Consider the following 17,498-nt stretch of genomic DNA (forward strand, 5'->3'; position numbering starts at 1 on the left):
CGCCGCGCCCCTCGCGCGGCTTTCGGGATCACGCAGAGAAGATCAGGGGCGTGATCCGGTCAGCTTCGGCCCAGGCACGGGCCAACGGGCCGTGCAGCATAAGCGTCTGCTTTTGGAACACCTCCAGCACCCACCCAACGAGGGCGAATGGGATCGCCAACACGAAGATGAGACTGAAGTAGAAAAGAAATTCCGTTCCACGTCTGGCGGTATGCCCTTTGTGGCGCGGTTCGCTCGAAGTGAAATCGGTCATGGCCCGACCTCCTTTTGTTGAACGCGTGGAGCGAGAGCCTGCACCGTTTCAAGAACGACACGTTCAGCCCCCTGTTTCAGCGCTTCGGCCTCAGCGGCGTCGCGCAGATTCTTTGCTGCGGAAATTCGGGTAAGAACCGGATGCTCTGAAACAATGCGATCCAGTTCCGTCTGAGCGTCGGCATCCCAGGGGAAGTCGCGCCGCAGCGGAGTCAGTGTTGCATCGGTCTGATCCATATCGGTTGCCAAAGGCAGGATATGGAACAGGGCATCGAACAGCCCGTTGCAGACTTCTTGCAGAATGTAGGTTGCGCCTGCGTATCCCATAAAGGGTGTTCCGGTATGCCGCCGGATCGCGGCGCCCGGGAAACTGGCAGGCATAAAGACCGGTTGCGGCCCGTGTCCGGCCTTGGTTTCGGCCAGATACATTTTCTCGTTGATCGAGCCCATCAGAACAAGCGGACGCTTGTTGTGCACCAGACTGCGAACTTCTTCATTGTTTGTTTTTGACCCGGCACAGCGTGCCACGGCAAAGGCGCATGGCAGACCCAGATCGTTTTCAAGGTAGTTTCGTACACCGCGTGCGTAGGTTTCGTTTGCCACGATCCCAAAACTCGCGGTGGCAAAGAAGTCCTGTGTCACTGAACGCCACAGATCCCAGACAGGTTTCAGGGTCGAATGCTTTTCCTGTTCGATAAACGGCTCTGGATCGAGATCCAGCATTTCGCCCAGCTTGCGCAGGAACTTGGTTGTGCTCTCAACACCGATCGGAGCCTGAAGATAGGGCTTGCCCAACACTTCGGCCAAACCACGCCCGAATTCACGGTACATGCAAATATTGGCGTCGGCGTTGACCAGATTGCGCATTTCAGCCAGATGAGCGCCCAACGGCATCACCATGTTGACCTCAGCGCCGAGCCCCTCCACGAGACGCCGGATTTCATGCAAATCCGATGGCATATTGAAAGTGCCGTACATGGGCCCAAGGATGTTCACCCTGGGCTTGGAGCCCTCTTCGCGTTTCTTTTCCGGTGGCATCCGGCCTTTGGTCATACCGAATTCGGTAAAGATCCATGTCATGGCGCGGTCCGCGCTCTCCCACTGATCTTCATCGATCGTTCTGGGCAGGAAACGCTGGATGTTGGTGCCTTGCGGCGTGACTCCACCCCCGATCATTTCGGCGATTGAACCGGTCACAACAACAGCTGGTAGAGCCGGGTCGAGCACACCCCAGGCGCGCTTCATGGCACCCTCGGTCCCCTCCCGACCCAGCTCCTCCTCACCGAGGCCAGTCACCACGATAGGGAGCTCATGAGGGGGCAATGCGTCTGTATAGTGCAGAACCGATGTGACAGGCAGGTTTTCGCATCCAACTGGACCATCGATAACGACCTGCAGTCCTTTGACGGCGCAAAAGGCATAGACCGCGCCCCAGTATCCACCCGCTCTGTCATGATCTTGAATCAGCATCAGATCATCTCCTGCGCTTTGGCAGCACGGGCCAGTTTGTCGAGTTTCTTCTGGTGCTGAGCTCGGAAGTCGGGCCGTAAATTGGGCGAGCCCTCCCAGACGCCAGCGGTGTCGCCACTCCCGACACCTTCAAAGAAGTCCTTCATGTGATCCATGCGCGCTTTGCCAGCGATGGCGGCGTTGACCACTTCAGCGAGGCTGCCGGCTCCAGCTGGTCCCATCAGCGGACGCGCGGATATCAGATTGGTGTAGTAGAGACCCGGAATGCCAAGCTCTTTGGCCTTCTGAACAACCGGTGTCGTGCCAATGGCCAGATCCGGCTGGACAGCTTCCATCGCTGCGCAATCGTCCTCGAGCGATGCGCGGAATTTGACCTTGATACCTTTGGCTTCGAGCCATTCACGATCCGGGTCGGACCAAGGTGTCTTGGGGCAAGCCGTGCCGACGTACCGCAGATCCGCGCCACTCTCGACAAGCAGACGCGCGACCAAAAGCTCGCTGCCTTCGTACCCGCTCAGGGTAACCGTTCCCTTTATTGGTGCACCGGCAAGTGCACCTTTGATAGCCGGCAAAAAGGCGTTTTGCGCCGCCGCGATCTGCGCAGCCGGAACGCCGTGTGCTTCTCCGATGGCGCGCAGCCATTCCGCTGTGCCATCATGCCCAACCGGGGCGCTGCCGACGATCGGACGTCCGGCCGCCTGAAACTCACGCACGGCAGCCGTATAGAAAGGGTGAACAGCGGCAACCACAGTGCTGTCCAACGCCGCATACAATTCGCGCCACTCCCGGCAGGGTACAACCGGCCCGGCGGCCATTCCCATTGGGGCCAGCATTGCGCCGATCATCATCGGATCGGCAGGAAACATTTCGCCCAGCAAGGCAACCGTGGGACGGTCAGACTTGCCGCCTTCCGGCGCAGCAACAGGCCCAGCCTCGATTTCCTGACGCGCATAGTTGAGCATGGCGCCAGCCAGAATGTCTTTTGCTTCGGCATGCGTCGGCACCCCGAAACCCGGAACATCAATGCCCACGATTCGGACGCCGTTTATCTCGTCCGGAAGCAATCTCAGCGGCACCCCGGACGCGGTGGGAACGCAAAGATTGGTCACCACAATTGCATCAAAACGATCCGGGTCGGCCATTTCGTGAACACTGTCGCGAATGTCCTCGAACAGCTTTCCGGTAACCAATGTTTCAGAATTGAAAGGCACATAGCCGACAGAACGACGCGCGCCGTAAAAATGGGAAACGAAGGTCAGGCCATAAACACAGCAGGCCGAACCCGAAAGCACGGTGGCGACCCGCTTCATTCTCAGACCAACACGCAGACTCCCGAATGCGGGGCACATGCTCTGAGGTTGATCATGCGGGCCGACAGGGTAATCCTTGGCGTATTGATCCAGCATCTCGGAATTGCCCGCCATGCGCGCGGCCTTTTCCATTTCGGCTCCCGAGTGGCAACCAAGCCCATCTGCCGGAACGCCTTCCACGCTGACTTCATCCCGAGGCGCGCCTCGAATGACCTCAACTTCGGCCGTTTCGTCATATGTCTTTTCGTTGCTCACGGTATGTCTCTTCTTCTCTGTCCCAATACCTCCGGGGTCCGGGGCAGAGCCCCGGGTCCTGCCGTCAGGCGTCGTCGTAAATCACCTCGAGGGATTCTTTTGGCGCTGCATTGCTGCCACGCATGTCCATGTCAGTCGCTGGCTCAAGCACGATGCCCGCGCCAGTTTCCGAACCATCAAACAAATCAAGCAATCCGTCCTGGCTCAGCGGCTTGGGCCGGACTGGCGGAGCCTTGGCAACGTTGTCGCCCAGCGCTGCAAACAATGCGCCCCACTGGCTCTCTTGCGTTCCGACAATCTGGTAGTTGGCCGATTTTTTCCGCAGATCATCATCCTGAGGAATAGAAGCCAGCACAGGAATGCCCGCCGCTTCAGCAAAGGCCTGCGCCTCGCCGGAATGATCGTCTTTGTTCACAACAAGCCCGGCAACACCGACGTTCCCGCCCAGTTTGCGGAAATACTCAACCGCGGAACAAACATTGTTCGCGACGTACAGCGATTGCAGATCGTTGGACCCAACCAGAATGACCTTTTGCGCCATGTCACGCGCGATCGGCAGACCAAAGCCGCCACAGACCACATCGCCGAGAAAGTCCAAAAGGACATAGTCGAAGTCCCAGTCGTGGAAGCCCAGCTTTTCCAGCAGTTCAAAGCCATGGATGATCCCGCGACCACCACATCCGCGCCCGACTTCTGGACCGCCGAGTTCCATCGCGAAAACACCGCCGCGCTTGAAACAGACGTCCCCGATCTTCACCTCTTCTCCGGCCAGTTTCTTTTTGGTCGAGGTTTCGATGATCGTCGGACAGGCCTTTCCGCCAAACAGCAATGACGTAGTGTCAGACTTTGGATCACAACCGATCAGCAGAACGCGCTTGCCCTGCTCTGCCATCATGTGGCTCAGATTTGCCAGCGTGAAGCTTTTGCCAATTCCGCCTTTGCCATAGATCGCGATGATCTGTGTCTTGGACGTTGGTTCTGTCACCGGAATTTCATCCAGTTCCTCGGTCGCTTCGTCTTTGAGGCGCTTGTCGTACCCCTTCAGGTTCGGCACTTCGTCCTTCATGCGGCATTCTCCGATTGTGGCCCGGACGTGTTTGAACGCGTGGGCGACCAGTTCAGGATCATTTTGAGACAGGCCGGATCTTCGAAGGCCGTTTCATATGCTTGCGGGGCTTGCGTGGCGTCGGATTGATGCGTGATCAGTCCGTCAAGGCTCAGCGCACCGTTTTCGACGAGAGCGCGCGTGGCACAGAGGTCGTCGCGCTCCCACTCCGCGGCGACGCGGAAACGCGCTTCTTTCATGAAGGCTGGCGGAAACGCGAATTGGAGCGGCTGAGTGTAGAAACCAGCCAGAACAATTTCTCCGCCCTTCGCAATGCGACCAACCAATTCGTTGAGCAGGTCGCCGCGCCCCGAAGCGTCGTAGATCGATTTGTAATCGCGCCGTTCATCGCTGTCGGGATGAATGACTTCATAGCCGGCTGCGCCCTTTGAGCGGTCGGCATCAATTTCCCAGACCGTCGGCGCAGGCGCGCCCGCAGCAACGGTGAGACGGGCCAAAAGCCGGCCCAAAACGCCATGCCCGACGATGAGGTCAGGCAATGCCTTGTCCAAACCAGCCATGGCATGCCGGGCGGTGGCCGCCAGAGCGAGGAGGGCGCCCTGAGGACCATGCCCCGGATCGATTCGGGTCACACGATCCACATCCGTCACGACACGCGATGCAGCTCCTCCGAACAAACCAAAGGCGCCGTCGTAGCAATTCGCTCCCGGCACAAACACATGTTCACCAGCCTTAAAGCCAGTCTCTGCGCCAGCTTCTACAACTTCACCAGCCGCCTCGTAGCCCGGGACCAGAGGGTAACCCATGCCGGGAAAGGGTGGCATCTGGCCAGACCAGAACAGTTTTTCGGTGCCGGTCGAAATTCCAGAATGTTTGATGTCGACAACAAGATCACGGGGTCCAGGCTGGGAGAGGCTGAGTTCGGACACAGCGAGCTCCTTGGGCCCATTCAGAAGGACGGCGTTGGTCTTCATGATGTTACCCCCCTTGTTCTCAGTTGTTTGCTGCGCTTCAGCGAATCCCCAAAACGGCAAACAGGTTTACATCGTTATTGTAAGTTTACCGTTACATCTTTTAGTGTCAACTAAAATAGACAGTCTGAATTTGCAGGCCTTACGGCTTGGTCGCCGTGACCACGGAAGTCACGAAAGGCCTTGCAGATTTGGGTGTCTGAACGTCGCTAAACCCGGTAGTTTTCAAGAGTTCCGCGATCCGGTTCTGACTGCGTACAGTGCCGGTGCGCATGGCCATGCAATAAAAGGCAAAGTAGACATCACCGGATTTTTCAGGGGTCTGGCCGCCTGACATTGGCTCTGAAATGATGATTCTGCCGCCGCTAGGAAGCGTGCCAAACGCTGCCTCCAACAAGGCCACAACTGTTGTGTCTTCGTGGTCGTACAAAACCCGGATCAGTGAAATCGCTTCTGCGCCCTGCGGGAGCGGGTCATCACGGAACGATCCTGCGCTGGCTTCGATTCGGTCTTTGACCGCTGAATTGCTCAGACGCGTACTCGCGGCATCCACGACCTTGGGCAGATCAAACAAAGTTACCTTTAGATCGGGATAGGCGGTTGCGGCCGCTTCGGCAAAAGCACCGGAGCCACTGCCGACGTCCAGCATCATCTGGATGCCATCCAGTTTGATTGCGCGCAAAGTGTCTTGGGCAACCAAACCCTGAGACTTTGCCATCAGGTCGGAATAAACGGCGGTCGTTTCAGGATCCGTGGCCCCTTCAGCGCCAAATACATAGGGCCAAAAGCCGGCCAGCTCTGTTTCTTTGTTGCCCTTCAGGAACTCAACGGGGTCACTGAGATCGCGGTACAACACATCATGATGAAGGATCATCTGTTGCAGACCCGGGACTCCGATCAGAGCGGCCCCTTTTTGCGTGACCGAAAACAGATCCCCTCGTCTGCGCATCAGGCCCAGAGCAGCGCCAGCCTGAACCAGGCGCTGCATCCGTTCGACCGGAACGCCGGATCCCTGCGCCAACTGCCCCACAGTCATCGGCCCATCCATCAATCGGTGAATCAATTCCAACCGAACGATGGCGAACAGTACCTGCGAAGACACGAAGCCCTGAACAAGGTCGAACAGCGCTTCGCCTTCACGTCTGGCAACACCCCGGGTCAGTGGGAAACGTGCCGCCCACCGTTGAAAGCCGGGCTTGGCAATGATCCGGGCAATTCGGGTGCGCAGACCAACCCGACGAGATTTGGCCTCCGAAGGATTGTCTGCCGTCATCGTCATGATTTAGGCTCTTGCCTTTGCCAAGACTTCTGCCGGGACGAGCTTTTCTGCATACATCCGGACCATTTGCGCCAGCTGTGCCTCGCCCGGACAGGCCGGTATCGAAGCGATTGCGCCGGAAAGAATGTCATTCAATCGGCTGACCGCCCCATTCAGACCCAGCTGCGCAACTGCGTTTGGTCTGCCGTGCAAATCATCCTGTCCCGCTGGCTTGCCCAGCTCCGCTTCGTCACACAGGGCATCGCGCAGATCGTCAGCAACCTGAAACGCTTCACCGATGCGAGCGCCCAACTCAAACCATGGTTCTGCTTCTTGCCCAGCGGCCACCGCGCCCATCTGGGTCGCCGCAATGAACAGCGCGCCTGTTTTGGACAGGTGATAGGCAGACAAATCAATGTCGCTTTCACTTTCCCACCCCTGCCCCGCGCAGATTCCGTGCGGCATTCCGGTTTGACGGGACAGAATTTCAATCAGGCCCAAGGCGCGATCAGGCGCGGCTGGTGCCGCAGCAGCAAGAATTCCAAAACTCTGAATAATGAGAGAGTCGCCCGCCAGTACCGCGAGCGGTTGCGAGAAGGCGCGATGAACGGATGGTTTACCGCGCCGAAGATCGGCGTCGTCAAAGCATGGCAAATCATCATGGACTAGACTGGCGCAGTGGATCAGCTCCAACGCTGCAGCGGCTGCGTCGCTTAGTTTGGGCTGATCGTCGCCACACGCCATGGCAACAGACATCAAGATCGTGGGTCGGATGCGCGCGCCGCCAGGGGTGCAGGCATAGTGTAGGGCGGAAGACAATCTGGCGGGTGCTGTACGGCCCTGCCCCGTCGCGATGGCTGCTTCTATTGCTGCGTCAATTCGAGCATGCATTCCCATTCAGGACTCCCTTGGAGAAGTGCGCTTTTGCGCGGTGTGTCATTCTTTTTAGACATCTATGTGTAAATCATACTGGACAGTTGAAGTTCGCGAGTCAACTATTGGTCTATGAAAAGAACGACAGATACCTTCGGGACAGCCCGCAAAGGACCAGTGGTCGTGGTGGGTGCTGGCATTGGTGGGCTGTGCGCTGCGCTGCCCTTGGCCCATGCCGGGCTGGATGTGACTGTCGTTGACCGGCTTGATGCACCCGGCGGGAAAATGCGCCAGATTCCCAGCGATGCTGGCGGTGTCGATGCCGGCCCCACCGTCCTGACCATGCGCCATGTGTTCGACCACCTATTCGATCACGTCGGCGAAAAGCTGGAATCTCACGTATCGCTTCACAAACAGGATGTGCTGGCCCGTCACTGGTGGCCAGAATCTGGCCCTTTGGATCTATTTGCCGATCGAACACGCAGCGCAGAGGCTATCGAAGCCTTTTGCGGGAGTGCATCACGGCGTGAGTTCGAGGCATTTTGCGCAAGAACAGAGACATTGTTTGCCGCTTTCCGTCAGCCGATGATGGAGGCGCCCGAACCTGAGTTGAGCCAACTGGTCAGGGTGGTTGCATCCAATCCTTCCCTGCTTGGCGCCATGGCGCCTCTTTCGACCTTGGCAGCACTTTTGAAGCGCAGTTTTTCAGACCCGCGCTTGCGGCAATTGTTTGGGCGATACGCAACTTACGTGGGCGGCTCACCTTACAAAGCGCCGGCTCTGCTGTCGTTGATTTGGCAAGCCGAAGAAGCGGGTGTCTGGGTGATCGAGGGTGGGATGCATCGGCTGGCCTGCGCCATAGCCGATCTTATTCAAGCGCGGGGCGGTCAGTTCAGGTTTGGCGCCCATGTAACAAGGATTTTGACAGACAGTGAAGGCGTGACAGGAGTCGCGTTGCAAGACGGAAGCATTTTGCCAGCTGCCCAAGTTGTGTTCAACGGCGATCCCCGGGCATTGGCGCTCGGCCAGCTCGGCGATGCGATGACCGACGTTGCGCCGCAGACAGCCAAGGCCGCGCGCAGTTTGTCTGCTCATGTTTGGGCGTTTGCAGCCGAAGCGAAAGGGCCCGATTTGGCCCATCACAACGTTTTCTTTTGCGCCGATCCTCGCACGGATTTCAGCGCGCTGGAGCGTGGCACGCTTGCAGACGACACAACCTTGTATGTCTGCGCTGAGGATCGTGGGCAGTCCAAGCAAGTTCCGAAATTGGAACGTTTTGAAATCATCCTGAACGCGCCGCCAACCTCAAGGCGCAGTTTGGATGAACGGGAGTTTGAAACATGTCACAGACGGACCTTCACGGCGCTGGAACGCTTCGGCCTGACCTTCTCACCGGCTCCGGGAAAACCTGCGCTGACGACGCCTCAAAAATTCGACACGCTCTTTCCGGGCAGCGCAGGGTCCCTTTACGGGCAGAGCCCGCATGGGATGACAGCGGCCTTGAACAGACCGCGCGCCCGAACGGCCATACCGGGGCTGACGCTGTGCGGAGGCGGGTGTCACCCGGGGGCAGGGGTTCCGATGGCGGCGCTCTCCGGCAGGCACGCGGCCGAGGCGATATTGGGGGGCCAAACTTCCACCTCAACGTCCCGGAAAACGGCTATGCCTGGTGGTATGTCGACGGGATCTCAGATTGCGGGACACGCGCGCTATCCGTCATCGGGTTTATAGGATCTGTCTTCTCGCCCTGGTACGCCTGGTCAGGCAGAAAGGATCCCGAAAACAACGTCTGCATCAACGTCGCGACTTATGGGCCGGGCGGACGGTTCACTATGACAGACAGAGGTCGTAGTGCGCTGCGACAGAGCCCAAGACGATTCACCGTCGGGCCGTCATCCATGACATGGGATCGGGGCACATTGGTTATTGACGTCAATGAGGTTTCCGGACCCCCAATTGTATCCCGCGTGCGTGGACAAATTCGCGTCACGCCCAGCGCGATTACAACAGTCGAATTGCCGCTGACACCGGATGGTGCCCACATTTGGCGTCCATTTGGCCCTTGTTCCCGCATCGAATGCGATCTCGAAGCCAAGGGATGGCAATGGTCTGGTCACGGGTACTTTGACGCTAACTTTGGTACACGAGCGCTGGAGCAGGATTTCAGCTATTGGACATGGGGGCGTTTCCCGGCCAAGGGCGGGGCGACGTGTTTCTATGATGCGACCCGATTGGATGGATCCGAGTTGGCCTCCGGTTTTCATTTTGACGCGCAGGGCAATGCACATGAAATCGCGCTGCCTCCAAAGCTTGGCTTCCGTAGATCTCTTTGGGCGGTCAAACGCGAAACGCGCGGTGACAAAGGAACCAAGCCACGGCAGATCATGAATATGCTCGATGCACCGTTCTATTCCAGATCATCTGTGCAAACGACGATCGACGGCGAGACATGCACCGGTGTTCACGAAGCGCTCGATTTAACCCGCTTCAGATCTCCGCTTCTCAAACCAATGCTTGCCGTGCGTGTCCCGCGACGGGCGGGATGGTCGTTCGGAATTTAGCGCTCTTCCGGGTTCAGCCGCATAACGGATGCATTCAGGGCACCGGCGATCGTCACCCAAACAAGATAGGGTACGAAGAGCAGACCGGATATCCAGTCAACCATCCAAAGGGCAATCATCGTGGCTGCAACAGAAAGCCAAAGAGCGATCAATACAATCAGCCCCAGCTTGATCTTCTGCAATCCAAAGAAAACCGGGGTCCACAATCCGTTCAAAGCGATCTGCAAAGACCACAGCGCCATGGCAAAGGCGTTATCATCGGCCAAGGCAACACGCGCGCCCGCGCTCGCCATACAAATGTAAAGCGTCGTCCACGTAACCGGGAAAACCCAATCCGGCGGTGTCCAGCTTGGTTTTGACAGTTCGCGATACCATGGGCCCGGTGGGAACAAACCACCAGTGGAACCTGCCGCAAAGCAGGCCGCTAAAAAAATCAAGAACAATGCATAGACCATGAGAGGTCAGGTAGGCCGCGCGCGATCCGTTAGCAAGGCTTGTTTGCGGGCGCGGTCATTGGCCGCGAGTGCCGTCAAAGCATCCATCAGACTGTCTGCGCGGCTCCAGGTCTGTTTTTGCTCAGCCGCGGCATCAACCAAAAAGGCCACTTCTGGCAATGGTTCGGCATATAGTGTTGCCGCCTGTGGGCTGACGCATGACAATGCGGATCGCAGTCCGGCCTGCATCAACCATCCCACTTTTTGAACCTTGGACGTGTGCGCACGCGACGTGATGGAATCGTAACCGGCCTCTGCCACTTCAGACCCTATTCCGGCATAAATCAGTCTCGCTGCGTATATCCCGGGACGGCATTTTAAGGGCAGTGCTGCGATGCCCGGTTCCGATCGATAGTACAGTCGGTTGGCTTGCATCACGAGCCGACGGGTCATTTGGCGGATCGCCTTGGTCGGCATCGGATTAGCGAAAAACGCCTCGGGTTCCAGCCCCGCGTCGCTTAGCCAATCAGTCGGTAAATACAGCCTATGTTCCAGAGCATCTTCGCCAACATCGCGCGCAATATTTGTCAATTGCATCGCCACGCCCAAATCGCATGCGCGTGCCAAAGCGTCACGATCACGGACACCCATAAGAACAGACATCATCGCACCAACAGCCGACGCGACGCGCGCAGAGTAGGAAAAGACATCTGACAGCGTCTCATACCGCCGGCCCATGGCGTCCCAGGCCAATCCTTCGAGCAAAGCCTCGGGCAAAGCGCGGGGCATCTGAAAAGACTCGACAACCGCGGCGAACGCACGGTCTGGCGCTTCGTTTCTGGGGCGGCCTTCATAGACCAGCGTCAATCGCTCCTGAAGCTGAAGAACCGCCGCAGCCTTTTCCTGCTGCAAGTCGACGGCGTCATCGGCCAGCCGACAAAAAGCATAGAGTGCAAGTGCAGGGTTTCGCACATCGGCCGGCAACAGTTTGGAAGCGGCATGAAACGACAGGGATCCATGACGGATCATTTCTGCGCAGGCTTCCATATCTGCATTTGCCTGCGTCATTCGGCAGCGACCTTTTGGTGCACAGGCAAATATTCCGGGTCCGGAACAAGCTGACTCAGCACTTCGGCTGACGAAATGACGCCTGGTAGCCCAGCGCCCGGATGTGTTCCGGCACCTGTCAAGTAAAGGCCATCGACCTCTTCGGAAACATTGTGCGGTCTGAACCACGCGCTTTGAAGGATTCGGGGTTCTATTGAGAACCCGGTGCCAAAGGGAGACCGATACCGCGATTCAAAAGTATCAGGGGTAAAGGTTTCTTGCGCTGTGATGCGGTCCGCGAAACCGGGGATCAGCTGTTCATCCAGAACCTTGATCATTTTCTCCCGGTAGCTGTCAGAAACCAACGACCAGTCCGTTGCCTGATCGTGACCAAGATGCGGGACAGGGGACAGAACGTAAAAGGTATCGTCCCCCTCTGGTGCGGCGGTGGGATCAGTCACCGATGGTCTGTGCACATACAAAGACATGTCATCGGCCAATTTGCCTTTGAGAAAGATGTCGCGCACCAGACCTCGGTATCTGGGTCCATTCAGGATGGTGTGGTGACCCACATCCTTCCACATGTTCGCTGTGCCTTTTGTTCCGAAGTACCAGACATACAGCCCCATCGACCAACGCGATTTTCGAAGCTTCTTGGCGGTCCAGCGTTTGCGACTATGGTTTCGCAACAGGTGATTGTAGGTGAACCCGGCATCCGCGTTTGAGACAACCACATCCGCGTCGATCGTTTCGCCCGATGCCAAACGGACACCGGTGGCGCGACCGTTCTGAACGACGATCTCATCCACGTCTGTTTTCATCCGCAGGACACCGCCTTGATCCTTGATAACATTGCCCATGCAACGGGCCATTTCAGCAACGCCGCCCATCGCATAGTGAACCCCGAATTCCTTTTCGAGATGCGACACCAGAATGTACATCGACGTGACGTTGAAGGGATCGCCTCCGATAAACAGGGGGTGAAAGGAAAGCGCCATGCGCAAGCGTTCATCTTTTACCCGTTTGGCAGCATGCGCGTAGACGGACCTGTCAGCGCGCAGCATCGCAAAGCGGGGCAGCACCTGTATCAAATCCCAAAGCTTGTGCATGGACCGGCGGCCCAGATCCTCGAAACCAAACCAATAGCGTGCTTCGCTGTCCTTGATGAACTTGTCATACCCGGCAAGATCACCGGGTGACAGGCGACGCACTTCTTCACGCATCGCTTCACCATCCTGCCGGGCGGTGAATACAGACCCATCTGGCCAGCGAATTTCATAGAATGGGTCCAGCGCACGCAGATCCACTTCTGAATGGAAGTCACGCCCGCAGGCCGCCCACAGCTCCTTGAACACCTGAGGTACGGTGACAATTGTGGGCCCCAGATCAAATCGATGCCCGTCTTTCCAGATAGCAGAGCCACGGCCGCCGGGCACATCAAGTCTGTCGATCACAGTCACCCGGTAGCCACGCGCACCGAGTCGCATTGCCGACGCAAGGCCACCGAGCCCAGCCCCGACGACTATCGCATGCGCATTGGGCGCCGGAGTCATAGATGTGTCTATCTTAGTCATGTCGGATCGAGCCTAGCACTGTCAACTTAAGCTGACAATGTTTCGTTGTATCCCGTTTTCAAGAGGGCATTTTCCTTTTCTTTATACGATCTATGTGTCAGACTAAGTTGACATGCATGGGAAATGCAAAGATGCAAACCGTTAGTCTCAGCCTGTTCCGTTTCGACGGACTCTCGTCACGTCTTTGGGCGCTGGCCATGATGGGCGCGGCACGTCTTTCCCTTCCTAGAATTGATGGATTGTCGTTTTGGAAGCTGTGTGGCTCCGGCACCGGTGAAGGGTTTACGCCTGTGCCAAACACCGCTGTTTACGCCATCTTGTGTGTTTGGGATGACCTGCACACAGCGCGCACGGCCCTTCAAACTCAGAACGTCTTTGCCCGGTATCGAGCGCGCGCTGCCGAAGATTGGACTGTCTTTCTGAATCCAATTTCCTCGCGTGGTGAATGGGCCAACGAAACACCGTTCGTTCCCCAGGACGATTCGGGGGCCGGCCCCATCGCTGCCCTGACCCGCGCCACCCTAAAGCCATCGATCGCGATGAAATTCTGGGGGCAAGTTCCGGACATCAGCGCTGTAATTGGCTCTGATCCAAACGTGATTTTCAAGATTGGCATCGGGGAAGTTCCGCTTTTGCATCAGGTCACGTTCTCCATTTGGCCTGACACCGCAAGCATGGCGAATTTTGCGCGCAAGGATGGCCCCCACGCCAAGGCAATTGCTGCCGTCCGCGACGGACAGTGGTTTCGCGAAGAGCTTTACGCCCGGTTCCGCATCGCTGGCGAAACCGGCAGCTGGGACGGTCAAAGCCCAAGAATTCTCAAGGAGGTCCAGAGATGAGACCCACTAAGCAACCATTCCCGTTTTCTGCCATCGTCGGACAAGAGGCCATGAAGCAGGCCATGATCCTGACAGCGGTTGATCCGGGTATCGGCGGTGTTCTGGTTTTTGGTGATCGCGGAACCGGGAAGTCGACTGCGGTCCGCGCGTTGGCCGGTTTGCTGCCACCGATTGCTGTCGTTCGGGGCAGCCCAACCAATGCGGCAAGCCCCGATGAAGAAGCTGAATGGGCTGAAACAACGTCGGACGAAATCGCCGAAGTTCCGACCCCAGTCATCGATTTGCCGCTTGGCGCGACCGAAGATCGGGTTGTCGGGGCATTGGACATTGAGCGCGCTCTGACCCGTGGCGAGAAAGCGTTCGAGCCCGGACTTCTGGCACGTGCAAATCGCGGTTATCTTTACATCGACGAAGTGAACCTGTTGGAGGACCACATCGTCGATCTTCTTCTTGATGTTGCGCAGTCCGGTGAAAACGTCATCGAACGCGAGGGGCTTTCTATTCGCCATGATGCCCGGTTCGTGCTCGTTGGCTCGGGGAATCCCGAAGAAGGCGAATTGCGCCCTCAATTGCTTGATCGTTTCGGATTGTCGGTTGAGGTTCGCTCCCCGTCTGACATCGAAGAAAGAATCGAGGTCATACGACGCCGCGCGGGTTTCGAAGCAGACAAAAGCCAGTTTCTCAATAAGTGGCGTGCTGAGGACGCCAAGATTCGTGATGCGATTCTGTCCGCCCGCAGTGTTCTGGCTGATGTTCAAACACCAGACGACACATTGCGCGATTGCGCGCAGCTTTGTGTCACGCTCGGTTCGGATGGTCTTCGCGGCGAGCTGACCTTGCTTCGCACTGCCAAGGCGATGGCCGCATTCGAAGGTGCCAGCGTTGTTACCCGCGATCATTTGCGCGCAGTGGCGCCTATGGCGCTGTCCCACCGGTTGCGCCGCGATCCTTTGGACGACGCCGGTTCTGTAACGCGAGTCCAGCGCACGGTGGATGACGTTTTGGCATGATTGAGGATTCCGCCCAGTCTTGGATCACAGGTCAATTGGCCCTGACCCTGCTGGCCGTTGATCCTGCCGGGTTGGGCGGACTGCACCTGCGGTCACGCGCCAGTCCGGTTCGTGATATTTTTCTGGGTTCCCGACCTCCAAGCCTTGCCCCATTGCGGCGCATCACGCCCAACATTGCCGATGCGCAGCTATTCGGTGGCATAGACATCTCTGGCACCTTGGCCCAAGGGCGCGTGGTCAAGTCAAAGGGGCTTTTGGCCGAGCCTCAATTTCTGTTGCTGACGATGGCCGAACGCTGCACGGCAGGATTGGCCGCGCGTTTGGCGCAGGCACTGGATACGCAAATGGGCCATTGCCTGATCCTTATGGACGAAGGCGCCGATGATGACGAAGTGGCGCCAATGGCGTTGCGCGAAAGATTGGCGTTTTCCTTGGAGCTGGACGGTTTGCGCGCGGCAGAACTGGCCGAGATCGTTTTGGATCAGCACGACGTCCTGCGCGCAAGAAAAGCTGTCGGTGAAATCGGCGTTCCAGAAGACGCGCTTGAGATGTTGGTCGTGACAGCGGCGCGATTTGGCATCGACAGTTTGCGCGCACCGCTTTTGGCACTGGCCTGCGCACGCGCACATGCGGCCTTGGTTGGTCATACATCTGTCACCGGTGAAGACCTGCAAATCGCGGCGCAACTGGTCTATTCGCACCGCGCAACGATGATCCCGCAAGAGGCCGAAGACAGCCCTGATCAACCCGATCAAGCCCCTGAGCCAGAAGAGCCACAAAACCATGAGGCGGATGAAAATCTGCAAGACATACCAAGCGAGATGTTGATCGAAGCGGTCAAGGCTTTGCTTCCCCCAGAGATCTTGTCTGCATTGAACAAGCCCGGCAGCGCCAAAGGTGCAAAAGGCTCTGGCGGCGCGGGGCAAAAACGAAAAGGCAACCGGCGCGGCCGGCCACTGCCATCGCGGATGGGTACACCGACCGGAGACAACCGAATAGACATCGTCGCCACACTGCGCGCAGCGGCACCGTGGCAACCGATGCGCCGAAAGGCACAGCCAGAGGCAAGTGGCCTTCTCATCCGATCCAGCGATATTCACATCCGCCAATATCAGGAACTGTCCGATCGTTTGATTATTTTCGGGGTCGATGCCTCCGGCTCATCAGCCGTTGCCCGATTGTCCGAAGCCAAAGGCGCTGTCGAATTGATGCTGGGCGAAGCGTACTCGCGGCGTGACCATGTGGCTTTGATCGCCTTTCGTGGTGAAGGCGCGGAGGTGATCTTGTCGCCTACGCGTTCTCTCGTTCAGACGAAACGCAGGTTGGCAGGATTGCCGGGGGGCGGTGGAACGCCTTTGGCCGCGGGTCTTAAGGCCATGTCCGAACTTGCTCAACAAGCGCAAAGCCAGGGTTTGTCGCCGTCGTTGGCTATACTGACCGACGGCCGCGCCAATGTACCCTTACCCGGACGGGTTGGACGTGCCGCAGCAAAGGAAGACGCCGAGACAATGGCCAGTGTCCTGCGGTCAATGAACTTACCCTCTGTTATGGTTGATACGTCAGTGCGACCGCAGCGCGACTTGAATGTTCTTGCCGGTGTTTTGGGCGCAACTTATGTGCCCCTTCCACGCGCGGATGCACGCGGTCTGAGCAAGGCCATCGGCGCTGCTTTGGAGGTATAAGGTGGATCGCTCTGTGCCGCCGGATTGGCCTTGGGCAGATCATTCGACAGTTATCAGAAACCGGCCACACGAGTGGCATGTCCAATGTGTTGGGTCTGGGCCAGAACTGCTGCTGCTTCATGGCACAGGCGCCTCGACTCACAGCTGGCGCGATCTCATTTCAATTCTGTCAAAGTCGTATCGGGTCATCGCGCTCGATTTGCCCGGGCATGGGTTTACCAGTCTGGGAAGCCGGATGCGATCATCCATGGACTGCGTGTCGCAAGACATTGCAGGTTTAATCAGAGCGCAGGGTTGGCAACCAAAAGCGATTGCGGGTCATTCGGCCGGTGTTGCGATTGCTCTTAGGTTGGCAAGTCTGTTGGACAACGACGCGAAAATCGTTGGGATCAATCCAGCACTGCAACCATTTCAGGGGTTGGCCGGACTCATGTTTCCAATGGCGGCACGCATGATGGCAATGACACCCGGTATGGTCGATATCCTCACAAAGAGCATGGCCCAGCCTGATCGTGTTCTATCACTTTTGGCTGGAACAGGGTCGGATATACCCAGCTCAAACAAGGATCTGTACGCGCGGCTTTTCCGTAAAAGATCACATGTGGATGGGACGCTGCTCATGATGGCCCAGTGGAAACTTGATGGTCTGCTCAGTGATCTGGGACGACTGGAACACCCTTGTTTGTTCCTAACAGGGAGCAACGACAAAATGGTTTCACCGGTCGGTGCGGTTGAGGCCGCAGATCGCATGGTCAACGCACAGGTCATCAGTCTCGATGGCTATGGCCATCTGGTGCACGAAGAAGTGCCCGATGTCGTCGCCGACTACATCCAGCGTTGGTTGACGGCCAACGACATTTAACAGGAAACGCTTGCGAGATTTGATTGGCAGGTTC

The 17,498-nt window shown here is 57.5% G+C and carries 16 protein-coding genes; 6 read left to right on the forward strand and 10 right to left on the reverse strand.

What is annotated here, in order from left to right; all coding sequences use genetic code 11:
* Nucleotides 1-28 precede the first annotated feature (28 nt).
* The 7 genes from pufQ to PFY00_RS01455 all read right to left on the reverse strand — a co-directional run bounded on the left by pufQ (nt 29) and on the right by PFY00_RS01455 (nt 7,479).
* Nucleotides 29-253 carry a cytochrome PufQ gene (gene pufQ / locus PFY00_RS01425; RefSeq protein ID WP_271430734.1) on the reverse strand — a complete coding sequence of 75 codons (225 nt, stop codon included), beginning with the start codon at nt 251-253 and terminating at the stop codon, nt 29-31.
* Entirely contained in the window at nt 250-1,722 is a 1,473-nt protein-coding gene (gene bchZ, locus PFY00_RS01430; protein WP_271430735.1) for a chlorophyllide a reductase subunit Z, read from the reverse strand. The genes pufQ and bchZ overlap by 4 nt, the downstream gene beginning before the upstream one ends.
* Nucleotides 1,722-3,287 carry a chlorophyllide a reductase subunit Y gene (gene bchY / locus PFY00_RS01435; RefSeq protein WP_271430736.1) on the reverse strand — a complete coding sequence of 522 codons (1,566 nt, stop codon included), beginning with the start codon at nt 3,285-3,287 and terminating at the stop codon, nt 1,722-1,724. The genes bchZ and bchY overlap by 1 nt, the downstream gene beginning before the upstream one ends.
* A gap of 64 nt (nt 3,288-3,351) precedes the next feature.
* Complete coding sequence (locus PFY00_RS01440; protein WP_271430737.1) at nt 3,352-4,353, reverse strand: chlorophyllide a reductase iron protein subunit X; 1,002 nt, start codon at nt 4,351-4,353, stop codon at nt 3,352-3,354.
* Nucleotides 4,350-5,327 carry a chlorophyll synthesis pathway protein BchC gene (gene bchC, locus PFY00_RS01445; RefSeq protein ID WP_271430738.1) on the reverse strand — a complete coding sequence of 326 codons (978 nt, stop codon included), beginning with the start codon at nt 5,325-5,327 and terminating at the stop codon, nt 4,350-4,352. The genes PFY00_RS01440 and bchC overlap by 4 nt, the downstream gene beginning before the upstream one ends.
* 139 nt (nt 5,328-5,466) lie before the next feature.
* Nucleotides 5,467-6,603, reverse strand: coding sequence for a methyltransferase (locus PFY00_RS01450; RefSeq protein ID WP_333908184.1), 1,137 nt, complete (start codon nt 6,601-6,603; stop codon nt 5,467-5,469).
* A gap of 3 nt (nt 6,604-6,606) precedes the next feature.
* Nucleotides 6,607-7,479 (reverse strand): polyprenyl synthetase family protein, encoded by an 873-nt coding sequence (locus tag PFY00_RS01455; RefSeq protein WP_271430739.1) that lies wholly within the window; start codon nt 7,477-7,479, stop codon nt 6,607-6,609.
* A gap of 108 nt (nt 7,480-7,587) precedes the next feature.
* Here PFY00_RS01455 and crtD point away from each other — a divergent pair, with 108 nt between their 5' ends.
* Together crtD and crtC are read left to right on the forward strand one after the other, a co-directional pair.
* Nucleotides 7,588-9,186 carry a 1-hydroxycarotenoid 3,4-desaturase CrtD gene (gene crtD / locus PFY00_RS01460; protein WP_271430740.1) on the forward strand — a complete coding sequence of 533 codons (1,599 nt, stop codon included), beginning with the start codon at nt 7,588-7,590 and terminating at the stop codon, nt 9,184-9,186.
* Nucleotides 9,141-10,016, forward strand: a complete 876-nt coding sequence (crtC, locus tag PFY00_RS01465; protein ID WP_271431434.1) for a carotenoid 1,2-hydratase — start codon at nt 9,141-9,143, stop codon at nt 10,014-10,016. Before crtD ends, crtC begins: the two co-directional genes overlap by 46 nt.
* Here the strand turns inward: crtC and tspO are convergent.
* Genes tspO through PFY00_RS01480 form a run of 3 tightly spaced genes read right to left on the reverse strand, consistent with a single transcriptional unit; the run spans nt 10,013 to nt 13,071 of the window.
* Entirely contained in the window at nt 10,013-10,471 is a 459-nt protein-coding gene (gene tspO, locus PFY00_RS01470) for a tryptophan-rich sensory protein TspO (protein ID WP_271430741.1), read from the reverse strand. The two genes, crtC and tspO, sit on opposite strands and share 4 nt — an antisense overlap.
* Before the next feature lie 6 nt (nt 10,472-10,477).
* Nucleotides 10,478-11,518, reverse strand: coding sequence for a 15-cis-phytoene synthase (crtB, locus tag PFY00_RS01475; protein WP_271430742.1), 1,041 nt, complete (start codon nt 11,516-11,518; stop codon nt 10,478-10,480).
* Nucleotides 11,515-13,071: a phytoene desaturase gene (locus tag PFY00_RS01480; protein ID WP_271430743.1), complete on the reverse strand. Its 1,557-nt coding sequence runs from the start codon at nt 13,069-13,071 to the stop codon at nt 11,515-11,517. Before PFY00_RS01480 ends, crtB begins: the two co-directional genes overlap by 4 nt.
* Nucleotides 13,072-13,202: 131 nt before the next feature.
* On the opposite strand from PFY00_RS01480, the gene crtA reads away from it, so the two are divergent.
* From crtA to bchO, 4 genes are read left to right on the forward strand one after another with little or no spacing between them, the layout of a single operon-like run.
* Nucleotides 13,203-13,910 carry a spheroidene monooxygenase gene (gene crtA / locus PFY00_RS01485; protein WP_271430744.1) on the forward strand — a complete coding sequence of 236 codons (708 nt, stop codon included), beginning with the start codon at nt 13,203-13,205 and terminating at the stop codon, nt 13,908-13,910.
* Nucleotides 13,907-14,920 (forward strand): magnesium chelatase ATPase subunit I, encoded by a 1,014-nt coding sequence (bchI, locus tag PFY00_RS01490; protein ID WP_271430745.1) that lies wholly within the window; start codon nt 13,907-13,909, stop codon nt 14,918-14,920. The genes crtA and bchI overlap by 4 nt, the downstream gene beginning before the upstream one ends.
* On the forward strand, nt 14,917-16,602 hold the full coding sequence (locus PFY00_RS01495; RefSeq protein WP_271430746.1) for a magnesium chelatase subunit D: 1,686 nt from the start codon (nt 14,917-14,919) through the stop codon (nt 16,600-16,602). Before bchI ends, PFY00_RS01495 begins: the two co-directional genes overlap by 4 nt.
* Before the next feature lie 13 nt (nt 16,603-16,615).
* Nucleotides 16,616-17,464, forward strand: coding sequence for an alpha/beta fold hydrolase BchO (bchO, locus tag PFY00_RS01500; protein ID WP_271431435.1), 849 nt, complete (start codon nt 16,616-16,618; stop codon nt 17,462-17,464).
* The last annotated feature ends 34 nt before the right edge of the window (nt 17,465-17,498 follow it).

The organism is Thalassococcus lentus (assembly GCF_028023555.1).
Lineage (GTDB): Bacteria > Pseudomonadota > Alphaproteobacteria > Rhodobacterales > Rhodobacteraceae > Thalassococcus_A > Thalassococcus_A lentus.